General features: G+C 44.8%; 9 protein-coding genes, 1 tRNA gene, 3 rRNA genes and 1 other RNA gene. 2 read left to right on the top strand and 12 right to left on the bottom strand.

Features of this window, described 5'->3' with window-relative positions; all coding sequences use genetic code 11:
* Window positions 1-72 precede the first annotated feature (72 nt).
* The 9 genes from ppx to ffs form a co-directional block, all read right to left on the bottom strand.
* A complete protein-coding gene (gene ppx / locus AJGP001_RS00155) occupies window positions 73-1599 on the bottom strand; it encodes an exopolyphosphatase (protein WP_071153219.1) in 1527 nt (508 codons plus the stop codon).
* Between the two features lie 50 nt (window positions 1600-1649).
* Complete coding sequence (locus tag AJGP001_RS00150; protein ID WP_071153218.1) at window positions 1650-3092, bottom strand: aminotransferase class I/II-fold pyridoxal phosphate-dependent enzyme; 1443 nt, start codon at window positions 3090-3092, stop codon at window positions 1650-1652.
* Between the two features lie 148 nt (window positions 3093-3240).
* A 5S ribosomal RNA gene (rrf, locus tag AJGP001_RS00145) occupies window positions 3241-3356 on the bottom strand.
* Between the two features lie 77 nt (window positions 3357-3433).
* A 23S ribosomal RNA gene (locus AJGP001_RS00140) occupies window positions 3434-6365 on the bottom strand.
* Window positions 6366-6562: 197 nt separating this feature from the next.
* Window positions 6563-8112, bottom strand: a 16S ribosomal RNA gene (locus tag AJGP001_RS00135).
* Together the 16S, 23S and 5S rRNA genes form the textbook arrangement of a ribosomal RNA operon.
* A gap of 551 nt (window positions 8113-8663) precedes the next feature.
* Complete coding sequence (gene recR / locus AJGP001_RS00130) at window positions 8664-9260, bottom strand: recombination mediator RecR (protein WP_008497656.1); 597 nt, start codon at window positions 9258-9260, stop codon at window positions 8664-8666.
* Between the two features lie 12 nt (window positions 9261-9272).
* Complete coding sequence (locus AJGP001_RS00125) at window positions 9273-9596, bottom strand: YbaB/EbfC family nucleoid-associated protein (RefSeq protein ID WP_410477420.1); 324 nt, start codon at window positions 9594-9596, stop codon at window positions 9273-9275.
* A 24-nt stretch (window positions 9597-9620) separates the two neighbouring features.
* Window positions 9621-11354: a DNA polymerase III subunit gamma/tau gene (gene dnaX / locus AJGP001_RS00120; RefSeq protein WP_071153217.1), complete on the bottom strand. Its 1734-nt coding sequence runs from the start codon at window positions 11352-11354 to the stop codon at window positions 9621-9623.
* Window positions 11355-11517: 163 nt separating this feature from the next.
* Window positions 11518-11783, bottom strand: an RNA gene (gene ffs, locus AJGP001_RS00115) — signal recognition particle sRNA large type.
* 373 nt (window positions 11784-12156) lie between these two features.
* Here ffs and AJGP001_RS00110 point away from each other — a divergent pair.
* Window positions 12157-12249, top strand: a tRNA-Ser gene (locus tag AJGP001_RS00110).
* 130 nt (window positions 12250-12379) lie between these two features.
* On the opposite strand, the gene AJGP001_RS00105 is transcribed toward AJGP001_RS00110, so the two are convergent.
* The 3 genes from AJGP001_RS00105 to AJGP001_RS00095 all read right to left on the bottom strand — a co-directional run bounded on the left by AJGP001_RS00105 (window position 12380) and on the right by AJGP001_RS00095 (window position 14639).
* Window positions 12380-13048, bottom strand: a complete 669-nt coding sequence (locus tag AJGP001_RS00105) for a deoxynucleoside kinase (RefSeq protein ID WP_058383834.1) — start codon at window positions 13046-13048, stop codon at window positions 12380-12382.
* Window positions 13045-13683, bottom strand: a complete 639-nt coding sequence (locus tag AJGP001_RS00100) for a deoxynucleoside kinase (protein WP_071153216.1) — start codon at window positions 13681-13683, stop codon at window positions 13045-13047. Before AJGP001_RS00100 ends, AJGP001_RS00105 begins: the two co-directional genes overlap by 4 nt.
* A 95-nt stretch (window positions 13684-13778) precedes the next feature.
* The gene (locus tag AJGP001_RS00095) at window positions 13779-14639 is read right to left on the bottom strand and encodes a YitT family protein (RefSeq protein WP_058383836.1); all 861 of its coding nucleotides are present in this window, start codon (window positions 14637-14639) and stop codon (window positions 13779-13781) included.
* Window positions 14640-14762: 123 nt separating this feature from the next.
* Here AJGP001_RS00095 and tadA point away from each other — a divergent pair, with 123 nt between their 5' ends.
* Window positions 14763-15254, top strand: coding sequence for a tRNA adenosine(34) deaminase TadA (gene tadA / locus AJGP001_RS00090; protein WP_143039500.1), 492 nt, complete (start codon window positions 14763-14765; stop codon window positions 15252-15254).
* Window positions 15255-15256: the final 2 nt, after the last annotated feature.

Here is a 15256-nt window from a genome sequence, read left to right as displayed (position 1 = left end):
ATCTCCTTTTTACTTATATTTTATTCAGACTATCCCTTGTACTAAAATGAGATTCACCTTTTAAACGATTGATTAGCTATCAAATTTAAATTCTACTGATTTTTTTAGTTGTTTTTCCAAATGCTTTTTCTGTTTTTCTACTTGGTATTGCTCCGGTTTCCAGTCTTCACGACAGTGAACAGAAAAAACAAGCACGTCATCTTTTTCTTCTACTGTGATCGTCTCCACAATGTCTCGTTTCGTCGCATTTAAACTATAAGCCACTTTAATAATAGCTCCGAGCAGCGTGTATTTGGCTAATTCATCTTTGGTAAACCACTCTTCATAAAGAGCCACATTGCGCTTAAAGACATTTCGATTTTTAAACGAAGCCATCAATGCGATAATGACTCGCTCTTTATGAAGCAAGCCATCAATGGTCCTGTTACTCAATAGATAAAATGTATGCTGGTGGCTCGATTCTGAATCGATGTAACTGCCCAAATTGTATAAGGCGCTGCTTAACTTTAAGCGTTTGTCATCCTGCTCGTCCAACGATAACAAGCCCAATTTCTCTAGCTCTTTTGAAATTAGCAGTGCACTCGTGCTGACATGAAATGCATGTGTTAAATTAATGTCATAATCGACAGCCAGCTCATGGAAGCTTTCTTCCACGACATTTGGGAATACGGATAAATCGAAGCCCTTGGTCGTCTCTTCATAGAAAACACCATCTCGCAACCCTTTTCTACTAAGAGCAAACTGCTTTGTATCAATCAATTCCATTAAGTAACGAAATACTTCTACAGCTGGAATGATAATATCCGCACGATCCTTTGATAATCCCTCTAGTCGCTGTAATTCCGAAAACTCAAGAGAATTGAACAACTCGTTAATGTCCTCAACATCGTCTTTACTCATGACATATTGATGAACGCCAGAAAATGGGTATTCAATGTGCTCCTGATGGATTTGGGCTAAATTTCGAGCACTTCCTCCAATTCCAATCAGCGGTAAGCGTTTGTCATTTAGCCATTCTAACTGATCAAACTGTTCTTTTAAAAACGATCGTAACTCACGCAATTCCTCTTTTGTCGGCATATCCCCTTCAATGAATTGCTCTTTCAAGGACAACACACCAAATGGAAAACTATAAAAGTAAATCAGCTGGCGATTCTTAAAGTACGTAATCTCTGTACTACCTCCACCGATATCTACCGTGATGCCACTAGTAAATGGTGTCGAGTTGACGACTGCTAGGTATCCATAATTCGCTTCTTCAAATTCAGAAAGGATACGGATTGAAAAGTCTGTTTCGCTCTGTACTGCCTTTATAATGTCATCTTGATTTACTGCTTGACGAACTGCTGCTGTAGCCACACATTTGATAGCTTCAAGTTGATGATGGCGCGTAACTCCTTGAAAACTTTTTAGGGTCTTGATTAGTATATCGATTCCTTCTTGTTCTAAAATATTTTCTTCGTTCAAGTAGCTGCGGAGACGAGCCACGGCCTTCACGTTCTCACTTTCAGTAAAACGACCACTTTTGTCTCGTGTATAGATAACAAGTCGGATGGTATTTGAACCAATATCAATAATTGCGTATTTTTCTTGAGCCATGAAAATCCCCCTCATCCTACTCTATTTAAAACGATAGTACAGTATACCCTCTATCCCTTACTTATTACTGGATCTCCTTGTTGAAGTACCGATAATTGCTTAGACTCTAAACGATGATCTCCTTGAATTTGCGCATTTGAAGCCAGATGATTCATCAACTCTTCCACTTTGGCCAATGTCCACTTTTCACCAGCGACTATGAGTGGAATTCCGGGTGGATATGGAATCACCATACCTGCAGCAATTCGACCAATCACTTGTGTATACGAAACCCACTCTTGGTCCGCCACATCAATTTCTTCAAAAGACAATTCCGGAACCGTTACATCGACGAATTTTGTTAGTCCTAATTTTGTTTCTTCCCTTTCTTCATCTTCAAGCATTGATATAGCTTCTTTTAAACGACTACGAATTTCTGCAAACGGGTAAGTATGCCACTGCTTTAACAATGGCAAAATTAGGAGCACTTGAAAAAGATCAGCCAATTCCACTTCGATTCCAACTTGCTCTAGTTTTTGTTTTAATTGATAGCCACTATGATGATCTACTCGCATCATAATTTTCAATGGGTCATCGGACTCCACCACTGTTAGATGTGGAATCATACGTAAGCTGCTAAGAAAGCGATCGCGCTTTTCATTAAACATTCGAATATCCGGTTGCGAATAGTTTTGAAGATATGAGCGTGCATCATCCAAAGAAGCCAGGATCAAATAAGACGGACTGCTTGATTGATACATTCGCAAATATTTTTGAATTTTTTTTACATTTATACGGTCACTACCCATATGCAAAAATGATCCCATTGTCATCGCTGGCAAGGTTTTATGCGCTGACTGAACTACTACATCTGCACCTAATTCTAAAGCTGAAGTCGGGAACGGTGATCCTACTTGAAAATGAGCACCGTGCGCTTCGTCTACTAAAACCGCAATGTTTTTCTCGTGGCACAGAGAAATAATAGCAGCAAGCTCTCGGGATACAATTCCGTAGTAATTGGGATAGGTCAGCACGACTGCCTTTGCTTCCGGATATTCCTCTAGCGCTGATTCTATTGCGTTAAGAGAGACCGCAGCGGCCGTCATAGACTCTTCGTCCCATTGTGGTGAAACGTAAACTGGACGCATGCACGCAAGCTCCAGTGCATGAAAAATGGACTTATGCGAATTGCGCTGAACAATAACGACATCCCCTTCTTCACACGCTGCATGAACCATGGCCAAATTTCCTACAGTCGAGCCGTTTACCAACAAGAAGCTCCTTTTCGCTCCATAAGCCTCCGCCAATAAAAGCTGCGCTTCTTGAATGATGCCTTGTGGATAATGCAGATCATCCAAATCTGACAGTTCCGTCAAGTCGTAGGACAGTGCTGATTGGATTTCTTCTGGTAATCCTGATAAAATCCCATGCTTATGGCCGGGTACATGAAAAGAAACAGGCTGTCTTTTTTGAAATTGGATTAATGCATCTACGATTGGGCGTCGTTGCGTCATAAATTTTCATCCTCACATTGATTAATTACTTTCATTATAGCAACTCCAGCCAAGAACGGTGAGTCGGAGCCTGAATAGCCTAACTATGTTATTAATTTTTCCATACAAAAAAGCCGTTACCGGAATCGGTAACGACTTTTTTTCATGTGCCCAGCGACGTCTTACTCTCACAGGGGGAAACCCCCAACTACCATCAGCGCAAAAGAGCTTAACTGCCGTGTTCGGGATGGGAACGGGTGTGGCCTCTTTGCCATCATCACTGGACTATTTGGTTGAGTGTTTGTTCACTCAAAACTGGATAAACGACAGGTGAAACAAGCAATTTTTTCGCATACAGTGTGTTGGTTAAGTCCTCGATCGATTAGTATTCGTCAGCTGCACGTATCGCTACGCTTCCACCTCGAACCTATCTACCTCATCGTCTTTGAGGGATCTTACTTGCTTGCGCAATGGGAAATCTCATCTTGAGGGGGCTTCGTGCTTAGATGCTTTCAGCACTTATCCCGGCCACACATAGCTACCCAGCGATGCCCTTGGCAGAACAACTGGTACACCAGCGGTGTGTCCATCCCGGTCCTCTCGTACTAAGGACAGCTCCTCTCAAATTTCCTGCGCCCGCGACGGATAGGGACCGAACTGTCTCACGACGTTCTGAACCCAGCTCGCGTACCGCTTTAATGGGCGAACAGCCCAACCCTTGGGACCGACTACAGCCCCAGGATGCGATGAGCCGACATCGAGGTGCCAAACCTCCCCGTCGATGTGGACTCTTGGGGGAGATAAGCCTGTTATCCCCGGGGTAGCTTTTATCCGTTGAGCGATGGCCCTTCCATGCGGAACCACCGGATCACTAAGCCCGTCTTTCGACCCTGCTCGACCTGTACGTCTCGCAGTCAAGCTCCCTTCTGCCTTTACACTCTACGAATGATTTCCAACCATTCTGAGGGAACCTTTGGGCGCCTCCGTTACTCTTTAGGAGGCGACCGCCCCAGTCAAACTGCCCGCCTGACACTGTCTCCCAAGCCGATCAGGCTTGTGGGTTAGAATTTCAATACAACCAGGGTAGTATCCCACTGACGCCTCCTCCGAAGCTAGCGCTCCGGAATCTCAGGCTCCTACCTATCCTGTACAAGTTGCACCAAAATTCAATATCAGGCTACAGTAAAGCTCCACGGGGTCTTTCCGTCCTGTCGCGGGTAACCTGCATCTTCACAGGTACTATAATTTCACCGAGTCTCTCGTTGAGACAGTGCCCAGATCGTTACGCCTTTCGTGCGGGTCGGAACTTACCCGACAAGGAATTTCGCTACCTTAGGACCGTTATAGTTACGGCCGCCGTTTACTGGGGCTTCAATTCGCACCTTCGCTTGCGCTAAGCACTCCTCTTAACCTTCCAGCACCGGGCAGGCGTCAGCCCCTATACGTCACCTTACGGTTTTGCAGAGACCTGTGTTTTTGCTAAACAGTCGCCTGGGCCTATTCACTGCGGCTCTCTCGGGCTATTCACCCTACCAGAGCACCCCTTCTCCCGAAGTTACGGGGTCATTTTGCCGAGTTCCTTAACGAGAGTTCACTCGCTCACCTTAGAATTCTCTTCTCGCCTACCTGTGTCGGTTTGCGGTACGGGCACCTCCCGCCTCGCTAGAGGCTTTTCTTGGCAGTGTGAAATCAGGGACTCAAGGGTAAACCCTCTTGCCATCACAGCTCAACGTATTAGAAATGGGATTTGCCTCATTTCACGCCTCACTGCTTGGACGTGCACAACCAACGGCACGCTCTCCTTATCCTTCTGCGTCCCCCCATTGCTCAAACGGCGGGGAGGTGGTACAGGAATATCAACCTGTTGTCCATCGTCTACGCCTATCGGCCTCGACTTAGGTCCCGACTAACCCTGAGCGGACGAGCCTTCCTCAGGAAACCTTAGGCATTCGGTGGACGGGATTCTCACCCGTCTTTCGTTACTCATACCGGCATTCTCACTTCTAAGCGCTCCACCAGTCCTTCCGGTCTGACTTCAACGCCCTTAGAACGCTCTCCTACCACGGATCTCTAACGAGATCCATCCACAGCTTCGGTAATCCGTTTAGCCCCGGTACATTTTCGGCGCAGTGTCACTCGACCAGTGAGCTATTACGCACTCTTTAAATGATGGCTGCTTCTAAGCCAACATCCTGGTTGTCTAAGCAACGCCACATCCTTTTCCACTTAACGGATATTTGGGGACCTTAGCTGGTGGTCTGGGCTGTTTCCCTCTTGACTACGGATCTTATCACTCGCAGTCTGACTCCCAAGCATAAATCACTGGCATTCGGAGTTTGTCTGAATTCGGTAACCCGGGATGGGCCCCTAGTCCAAACAGTGCTCTACCTCCAGGATTCTCAATCTTGAGGCTAGCCCTAAAGCTATTTCGGAGAGAACCAGCTATCTCCAGGTTCGATTGGAATTTCTCCGCTACCCACACCTCATCCCCGCACTTTTCAACGTGCGTGGGTTCGGGCCTCCAGTAAGTGTTACCTTACCTTCACCCTGGACATGGGTAGATCACCTGGTTTCGGGTCTACAACTGCATACTCTGTCGCCCTATTCAGACTCGCTTTCGCTGCGGCTCCGCCTTCTCAGCTTAACCTTGCATGCAATCGTAACTCGCCGGTTCATTCTACAAAAGGCACGCCATCACCCATTAACGGGCTTTGACTACTTGTAGGCACACGGTTTCAGGATCTATTTCACTCCCCTTCCGGGGTGCTTTTCACCTTTCCCTCACGGTACTGGTTCACTATCGGTCACTAGGAAGTATTTAGCCTTGGGAGATGGTCCTCCCAGATTCCGACGGAATTTCACGTGTTCCGCCGTACTCAGGATCCACTCTGGAGGGATAGGGTTTTCGGCTACGGGGCTGTTACCCGCTGCGGCGGACCGTTCCAGGTCGCTTCGCCTAATCCTATCTTTTGTAACTCCGTATAGAGTGTCCTACAACCCCAAGAGGCAAGCCTCTTGGTTTGGGCTGATCCCGTTTCGCTCGCCGCTACTCAGGGAATCGCATTTGCTTTCTCTTCCTCCAGGTACTTAGATGTTTCAGTTCCCTGGGTCTGCCTTCTCATGTGCTATAGATTCACACATGGATACTACCCGATTAAAGGCAGTGGGTTCCCCCATTCGGAAATCTCCGGATCACAGCTCACTTACAGCTCCCCGAAGCATATCGGTGTTAGTGCCGTCCTTCTTCGGCTCCTAGTGCCAAGGCATCCACCGTGCGCCCTTTCTAACTTAACCACTGGTTAATTAAAAAGTTGTGACGAAATCGTCACGCGTACTTGAATTACTTGCTTTGTTTCAATGTCGTTTTATCCAGTTTTCAAAGAACAAGGTTGAAAGTCACAAAAAAAGGCGTTGCCGCCTGAAGGTGAACCTTCAAAACTGAACGCAAAACGTCAACCCCGAGACAAGCTCGGTTCCGAATTTATCCTTAGAAAGGAGGTGATCCAGCCGCACCTTCCGATACGGCTACCTTGTTACGACTTCACCCCAATCATCTGTCCCACCTTCGGCGGCTGGCTCCACAAGGGTTACCTCACCGACTTCGGGTGTTACAAACTCTCGTGGTGTGACGGGCGGTGTGTACAAGGCCCGGGAACGTATTCACCGTGGCATGCTGATCCACGATTACTAGCGATTCCGGCTTCATGCAGGCGAGTTGCAGCCTGCAATCCGAACTGAGAACGGTTTTCTGGGATTGGCTTGCCCTCGCGGGGTTGCAGCCCTTTGTACCGTCCATTGTAGCACGTGTGTAGCCCAGGTCATAAGGGGCATGATGATTTGACGTCATCCCCACCTTCCTCCGGTTTGTCACCGGCAGTCACCTTAGAGTGCCCAACTGAATGCTGGCAACTAAGATCAAGGGTTGCGCTCGTTGCGGGACTTAACCCAACATCTCACGACACGAGCTGACGACAACCATGCACCACCTGTCACCACTGTCCCCGAAGGGAAAAGCGTATCTCTACACCGGTCAGTGGGATGTCAAGACCTGGTAAGGTTCTTCGCGTTGCTTCGAATTAAACCACATGCTCCACCGCTTGTGCGGGCCCCCGTCAATTCCTTTGAGTTTCAGCCTTGCGGCCGTACTCCCCAGGCGGAGTGCTTAATGCGTTAGCTGCAGCACTAAGGGCGGAAACCCCCTAACACTTAGCACTCATCGTTTACGGCGTGGACTACCAGGGTATCTAATCCTGTTTGCTCCCCACGCTTTCGCGCCTCAGCGTCAGTTACAGACCAGAAAGTCGCCTTCGCCACTGGTGTTCCTCCACATCTCTACGCATTTCACCGCTACACATGGAATTCCACTTTCCTCTTCTGCACTCAAGTTCCCCAGTTTCCAATGACCCTCCACGGTTGAGCCGTGGGCTTTCACATCGGACTTAAAGAACCGCCTGCGCGCGCTTTACGCCCAATAATTCCGGACAACGCTTGCCACCTACGTATTACCGCGGCTGCTGGCACGTAGTTAGCCGTGGCTTTCTGGTGAGGTACCGTCAAGGTACCAGTAGTTACTTGGTACTTGTTCTTCCCTCACAACAGAGTTTTACGATCCGAAAACCTTCGTCACTCACGCGGCGTTGCTCCGTCAGACTTTCGTCCATTGCGGAAGATTCCCTACTGCTGCCTCCCGTAGGAGTCTGGGCCGTGTCTCAGTCCCAGTGTGGCCGATCACCCTCTCAGGTCGGCTACGCATCGTCGCCTTGGTAGGCCATTACCCCACCAACTAGCTAATGCGCCGCGGGCCCATCCTGCAGTGACAGCGAGATGCCGTCTTTCCGTGCAGCCTCAGGAGAGGCCGCAAACTATTCGGTATTAGCACCGGTTTCCCGGAGTTATCCCGATCTGCAGGGCAGGTTGCCCACGTGTTACTCACCCGTCCGCCGCTAAACAATGGGAGCAAGCTCCCAAAGTTCCGCTCGACTTGCATGTATTAGGCACGCCGCCAGCGTTCGTCCTGAGCCAGGATCAAACTCTCCATTATAGAGTAGTGTTGATTGCTCAATACTGCTGGCGTATCGCCGTCCGAAGACGCACGATTCGCTTTGATCTGCGCAATGCTGATCAGTAAGTTGTCGTCACGAACACCGAGAAGGAAAACAACTTTACTCTGATTGCCATAAGGCAAGCTTCGCAAAAGCCGTTCTCGCACCGAAGTGCTCGTGACGTCTTTCGTTGACGTTTTGCTGTTCAGTTTTCAAGGTTCAAGTTGTTGTATCGTTTGTGTTGTTGTTGTCGTTCTTTACGACTCCTATGATACTAAAGCATAAACTTCAGACTGTCAACACTTTTGGCAAATAAAATTATATTTATAAAACATTCTTCTTTGAATTATCTTTTCCTTCTATAGAAGAGCATAAAAAAAGAAATCGAAAAACTAGCTATCAAAAGCCATTCTACTCGACTTCTTTCTTTCCCTTCTCTATTACCAACAATCTTTCTTTTCTCAATAATTATATGAAGAACATAATAAATCAGAATATTTTCCATTTTTTCAGAAGCGAAAACCGGCAGTTCCTGATAGCTGTTGCTGTATTAGAGCTCACGTCGCCCTTCTAACGCTTTCGATAAAGTCACTTCATCAGCGTATTCCAAATCGCCACCTACTGGCAGTCCATGTGCAATCCGAGTCGTTTTGATTCCTGAAGGTCTTACGAGTCGAGAGATATACATCGCTGTCGCTTCTCCCTCAATTGTCGGGTTTGTCGCTAATATCAATTCTTCTACTTCTTCATCTTGAAGACGTTTCAGCAAAGACGGCACGTTAATATCTTCCGGACCAATACCATCCATCGGAGAAATTGCCCCTTGTAAAACATGATACAAACCTTTGTAATCACGCATTTTCTCCATCGCAATGACATCTTTCGGATCTTGTACTACGCAAATCGTCGTGCGGTCACGTTGCTGATCTTGGCAAATATGGCATGGATCTACATCCGTAATATGGCCGCACACTGAGCAAAAGCTTAAGTTCCGTTTCGCATCCACTAAGGCTTTAGCAAAATCAAGCACTGTGTCCTCTTTCATTCCGAGCACAAAAAACGCCAGACGAGCCGCTGTTTTCGGCCCAATCCCTGGCAGTTTCATAAAACTCTCCATTAATTTCGAAATAGGTTCTGGATAATGCATCGTTATTGCCTCCTAGAACATTCCTGGCATGTTCAAGCCCTTCGTGAATTTCCCCATTGTGGAATTCGCGTGATCGTCCGCTTTTTTAAATGCGTCATTTGTTGCTACAACCAGTAAGTCCTGCAGCATTTCAATATCTTCTGGATCTACTACTGTAGGATCAAGTACGATATCCAACACTTCTTTATGACCCGACACAGTAGCTTTAACCATGCCACCACCTGCTGTTCCTTCAAACTTTAAAGTTCCAAGTTCTTCTTGGGCAACTGCCATCTCTTTTTGCATTTTCTGCATTTGTTTCATCATACCTTGCATATTTCCTCCACCGCGCATAATTAGTTCCTCCTTAGAATTTTCATTTTAGTCGTCATGAACTTCGACAAAGTCTTTTCCGAAAAGCCGTTCAGCTTCTGAAACAAACGGATCTTCTTCCGCTACTGCTCCTTCACCCGAAAACGGATTTTCTTCTTCAGACTCTGACTGTTTTTCTTCAGTGCCCGCCTTCAATCCACTTTTCTTAATAAACTCTTCACGGATTTTCAGCCAACTGACGTCCGGAACAAAAACCGGCGTATACGCTTTGCCTGCGTACTGCTCCAGCAATTGACTAAATGTAGCAGCAAAGGTCTGATTGTCAGAAGCCATCTGGCAATGAATATCATACTTGAATTTTAACACAAATGCATCCGCTGAGGCTGCTACTGGCTCCGCATCATTCAATAAAGCTGAATGCGATCGCTGCAATTGGCTCATGACTGTTGCCCAATTGGTTTTAATCGCTTGTATATCCACTTTAGTGGCATTTTTCAAGACGTCTTGAATACGTCCTGTCGGTATTTTAAAGCTACTTTGAACGCGCTGACGTTTTTTCTGCTCAGCCGGTGCTGCTTGCGCACCATTAGCTACGCCATTTTTAACCTGTTGTTGTAGCTCGCGCACTAAATTTTCCAACTGGATCACTTTTGCTTCTAGCTCAGGCGATACTGCAGAAGCCCCGCTTTGAACCGGTACATCTGCTTGAGCCATTTTCAATAAAGCTGTTTCCATATAGATTTTGGTATGATTTGAAAAACGCATTTCTTGTTGCGTTTTAGATAAAATATCAATCCACGTGTACAATGTTGCCGGTTCAAATCGATTGGCCAACTCTTCAAATCGCGGTTCATGCGTGACCAACTCCAACATATCATGAAGATCTGGAGCCGTTTGGATCAACAGCAAATCACGATAAAAGGTAATAAAATCTTCAACCAAGCGAACGGGATCTTTGCCATCGCGTACCAATTGTTCTAACAATGTTAACGATTTTCCGACATCCTTAGCGAGTAATGCTTCGGCAATGCCATAAAATACATCCTGACTAACAGAACCTGTAACTAACAAAGCATCTTCAATCGTCATTTCATCGCCACTAAACGATACCACTTGATCTAATAGACTCAATGCATCACGCATTCCACCTGCAGCCGCTTGTGCAATAAGTTTAAGCACTTGCTCATTGTACGGAATTTCAGCATCTGTTAAGACTTCGACCATACGTGCCACAATATCAACTTGTGTATGTGATTTGAAATCAAAGCGCTGGCAACGAGAAATAATAGTCAGTGGCAATTTATGCGGTTCAGTCGTCGCCAAAATGAAAACTACATGTTCTGGTGGTTCTTCTAATGTTTTTAATAACGCATTAAAGGCACTGTTTGATAACATATGCACTTCATCAATGATGTAAATTTTAAACCGCGAATTTGCTGGTGAAAAACGAACCTTTTCAATGATTTCTCGCATTTCTTCTACACGTGAATTAGACGCTGCATCAAATTCAATAACATCCGTATTCGATCCCTCGTTAATACTCTTGCAAGAAGCACACTCGTTGCACGGTTCCGAAGCAGGAGCTTGTTCGCAGTTTAATGCTTTGGCAAATATTTTAGCGGCACTGGTCTTCCCTGTCCCCCTTGGCCCTGAGAACAAATAAGCATGTGTTGTCTTATTGTAAAGGAGAGCATTTTGGAGGGTTTGTTTGACATGCGTTTGACCTGTCATTTCAGAAAAGGACTGCGGTCTGTAAACACGGTAAAAAGCTTGATACGCCAACTTATTCTCTCCTTTTAACTAATCTGTTTTTCATCCTATCATTATAGCATAAAAGCTCGTTTTTTCTGAACGTTTCCCTGCTTCATACACACGAATTTTACGAACAGAATAATAAAAAACCTGTCCGCTGCAAGAGCGGACAGGTTTGAATTTACGATTATTGCCGTGCACCTTTCTTCGACTGCTGTACATAAGCGTTACCCTTGTCGCTGGCTCGATCTAGGCGATCCCGCGGCACATGGAATATTCCACTTAATGCTGCTTCCTTCCGGACCTGACATGGTTCATGGGATCCCATTGCGCAGGACCCAGATGTCAACACTACGTGCAAGAGGCAGACCTTACATACAAACAGCCTCAGAAAGGAATTCAGTCCTGCTAAAGCGGATTGCAGGTTACAGGACACCGCTATCTTCCCACCTAGCACGGCATTTACTAGTATACAAATGAATCACAAAAAAATCAATCCGTAACCTTCCTTTGACGATAATTTCTTTTGAACTCAATTGATGTAGAAATACGATATGAGCCAAACCAAAGATACCAGCGTCTATCCAAAGCTTGCAACAAAGCGTGTTGTTCAGGGCACCACGATCACGATTCCTTAGATTTTTCTCATATAATTAAGTTACATCTACTGCGTAAATACTTAGGAATCTGAAGAGGTAAAACACGAAATAACGATTAATCCTTACCTGTACTACTACTCATATCTCACGTTTTTAGATGAATAAATTAAAAAGAACTGAAAAACTGTTGACAGCTATTGTTCATCCATGATAAATTAGTTCTTGTCTGATACGGAGGAATACCCAAGTTTGGCTGAAGGGATCGGTCTTGAAAACCGACAGGGGAGTCAAATCCCGCGGGGGTTCGAATCCCTCTTCCTCCTCCATTTTTTAATCCAACTAATTTATAACTTCGATATAGCAAACCGGAAAGCTTAGGCTTTCCGGTTTTTTTGTATCTTTTTTATTTCCCAGGAAATACGAAAAATCCCTTAAGCTTGAGCTCAAGGGATTTGTTTATTTGCGAAGAATTGAAGCTTGTTGCATAAAACCACCAATGCGTTCAACAATTTGTTCCGAACACTCCGGATTTGTCAGAAGATCGTAGTCATTGATATTTAAACGCAGTACGGGACACCCATTAAAGGAATTGATCCAACTCTCATAGCGCTGGTGCATCTCTAGCCAGTAATCTACTGGTGTCTGTTGCTCCATAGCACGTCCACGCTCTTGAATACGTGAAAGGATATCCTCAATCGATCCTTCCAAGTAAATCAATAAATCTGGATGCGGGAAATAAGGCGTCATGACCATCGCTTCAAACAGATTTGTGTAGGTTTCGTAATCTACATTGTTCATCGTGCCTTTATCCCAATGCATTTTCGCAAAAATCCCGGTATCTTCATAAATCGAACGGTCTTGAATAAAACCGCCGCCATATTCAAACATCCGCTTTTGTTCTTTAAAACGCTCTGCCAGGAAATAGATTTGCAAATGGAAACTCCATTTCTCAAAATCATTGTAAAACAAATCTAAATACGGGTTGGTGTCAACATTTTCAAAGGACGTTCGGAATTGCAATGCATCCGCTAAAGCTTTAGTCATCGTTGACTTCCCGACACCTACTGTACCCGCTATTGTAATTACCGCATTCTGTGGAATGCCATATTTTTCACGTAAATTCATAAAGTCAAACTCCTTTTTTGTAAAGTTCCATCCACTTTATCCAAAATAAGCTGCAAATCGTCATCGTTTTGAACAAAATCGATTTCATCTCCATTAAAGCGCAATACAGGAATTTCCGGATGCTCGCGTTCAAAACGTTCGATAAATTCGTGATAGTCAGCTGCTAGCTGTTGCATGTATTCCGGCGTAATCATCTGTTCAAATTCTCTACCTCGTAACTTGATACGCTTCATTAAGGTATCCAGGCTAGCATGTAAATAAATGACCATGTTCGGTTTTGGCATATCCACCGTCAGAATTTTATAGATGGCTTCGTATTTAGCATATTCTGCCTCTGGCAATGTACGCTTAGCAAAGATGAGGTTTTTGAAAATGTGATAATCTGCTACGACTGGTTCCCGCTTTGAAATAAATTTCTTCTGGATGTCCGCCAACTGTTTATAGCGATTACATAAGAAGAACATCTCTGTTTGGAAGCTCCACTCTTCTATATCTTCGTAGAATTTATTTAAAAATGGGTTTTCGTCAACAATTTCTTTTAACAACTGAAATTGATTTTGATCGGCGAGCGCTTTCGTCAGCGACGTTTTGCCTACACCAATCGGACCTTCTACCGTGATGAATGGTACCGGCATGCGAAGTCCTCCTTTTTGGTTTCAAGTAAATTGCAATGCCATTTATTTTAACACACCACTCACGCGAAAAGTAGAGCAGAAAATCGAAGGATTTATTAATGAATCGGTTTTTTAAAGGTTGCCCCGTGGACTTCTTGAGTGTCCATAATCGTTAAAAAGGCTTTCGAATCAACATCTGTGACAATTTGTTTGAGCTTGGTTAGTTCCAGACGAGTAACTACCACATAAATAACATCTTTAGGAGTATTCAAATAGCCCCCTTGACCATGCAGCTTAGTAAAGCTTCGACCAAGACGATCATTAATCGCTGAACCAATTTCTTCGTATTCTTCTGATACAATTAGTACAGCTTTTGTATCTTCAAGACCTTGAATGACCACATCAATCGTTTTAGAAGCAATATAGTACGTCAAAACCGAATACATCGCTTGCTCCAGTCCAAGAACAAAAGCAGCCCATCCAAAGATAAAGACATTGAAAAACATAACAAACTCACCAATGGAAAACGGTAATTTTTTCGTCAATAAAATCCCGAGAATCTCGGTTCCATCAAGTGCGCCACCGTTCCGAATGACCAGTCCAACCCCCACACCAAGAAGTAACCCGCCAAATATTGTAGCAAGAAGTGGATCTCCCACAAAAGGTTCGATTTTATGCATCGGAATTGCTATTAACGCTAGGGTCACAATAGCAAAAATAGAAGAGACAAAAAAGTTACGACCAATATGCTTATAACCAAAATAAAGGAACGGCAAATTGATTGCGACCATCAATACGCCAAAAGGAACAACCGTTAAATAGTTCAAGATTAAAGAAACGCCAATAATACCACCATCAATAATCGAATTCGGAACTAAAAATAATTCAATAGCCGCCGCCGCCAACGTAGCTCCAATAAAAATAAAAACAAATCGTAGAGTAAAATGAAGAGGTTTTTCTTTTTTATGTTGTTTCATTCTTCGAACACCCCTCACTGTTTAGTAGCTAATTTCTTTAGTTTACGCTGTTCAATGATTTTTGTCTGCTCGACTTTTTTAATTGGTAGAAAATGATACACTGGATTTAAGGAGCGATGCATCATGAACGGGATGGAAAAAGATCATTATTACATGAATATGGCGATTGACGAAGCCAATAAAGCAGGAGTAAAAGGAGAAGTACCCATTGGTGCTGTTATTGTTTACAAAGACCAAGTTATTGCGCGTGCACACAACTTACGTGAAACGACACAAAACGCTGTAACACACGCCGAACTACTAGCTATACAAGAAGCTTGTCTGCATCTCGGCAACTGGCGACTCGAAGACACAAAGATTTACGTTACGTTAGAGCCTTGCCCCATGTGTGCAGGTGCCATTTTGCAGTCTCGGATTCCCCACGTTGTTTATGGCGCGCGCGATGCGAAAGCGGGCAGTGTAGATTCCTTGTACCGTTTGCTGAATGATGAGCGCTTTAATCATCAATGCCAAGTAACCGAAAACGTTCTTGCTGAAGAATGTGGACAGCTGCTAACGCAGTTTTTCCGAAATCTTCGAGAAGCCAAGAAGCAAAAGCGGAAAACCCAGTTATAGGG

It is taken from the genome of Planococcus faecalis (assembly GCF_002009235.1).
Classification (GTDB): domain Bacteria; phylum Bacillota; class Bacilli; order Bacillales_A; family Planococcaceae; genus Planococcus; species Planococcus kocurii.
The sequence above is the reverse complement of the archived record's forward strand: the minus strand, read 5'-3'. Positions and strand labels throughout refer to the sequence as shown.

Excerpts from the sequence above, each read along its gene's own strand:
- ppx (WP_071153219.1), bottom strand. The coding sequence starts at position 1,599 with ATGGCTCAAGAAAAATACGCAATTATTGATATTGGTTCAAATACCATC.
- AJGP001_RS00150 (WP_071153218.1), bottom strand. The coding sequence starts at position 3,092 with ATGACGCAACGACGCCCAATCGTAGATGCATTAATCCAATTTCAAAAA.
- recR (WP_008497656.1), bottom strand. The coding sequence starts at position 9,260 with ATGCATTATCCAGAACCTATTTCGAAATTAATGGAGAGTTTTATGAAA.
- AJGP001_RS00105 (WP_058383834.1), bottom strand. The coding sequence starts at position 13,048 with ATGAATTTACGTGAAAAATATGGCATTCCACAGAATGCGGTAATTACA.
- AJGP001_RS00100 (WP_071153216.1), bottom strand. The coding sequence starts at position 13,683 with ATGCCGGTACCATTCATCACGGTAGAAGGTCCGATTGGTGTAGGCAAA.
- AJGP001_RS00095 (WP_058383836.1), bottom strand. The coding sequence starts at position 14,639 with ATGAAACAACATAAAAAAGAAAAACCTCTTCATTTTACTCTACGATTT.
- tadA (WP_143039500.1), top strand. The coding sequence starts at position 14,763 with ATGAACGGGATGGAAAAAGATCATTATTACATGAATATGGCGATTGAC.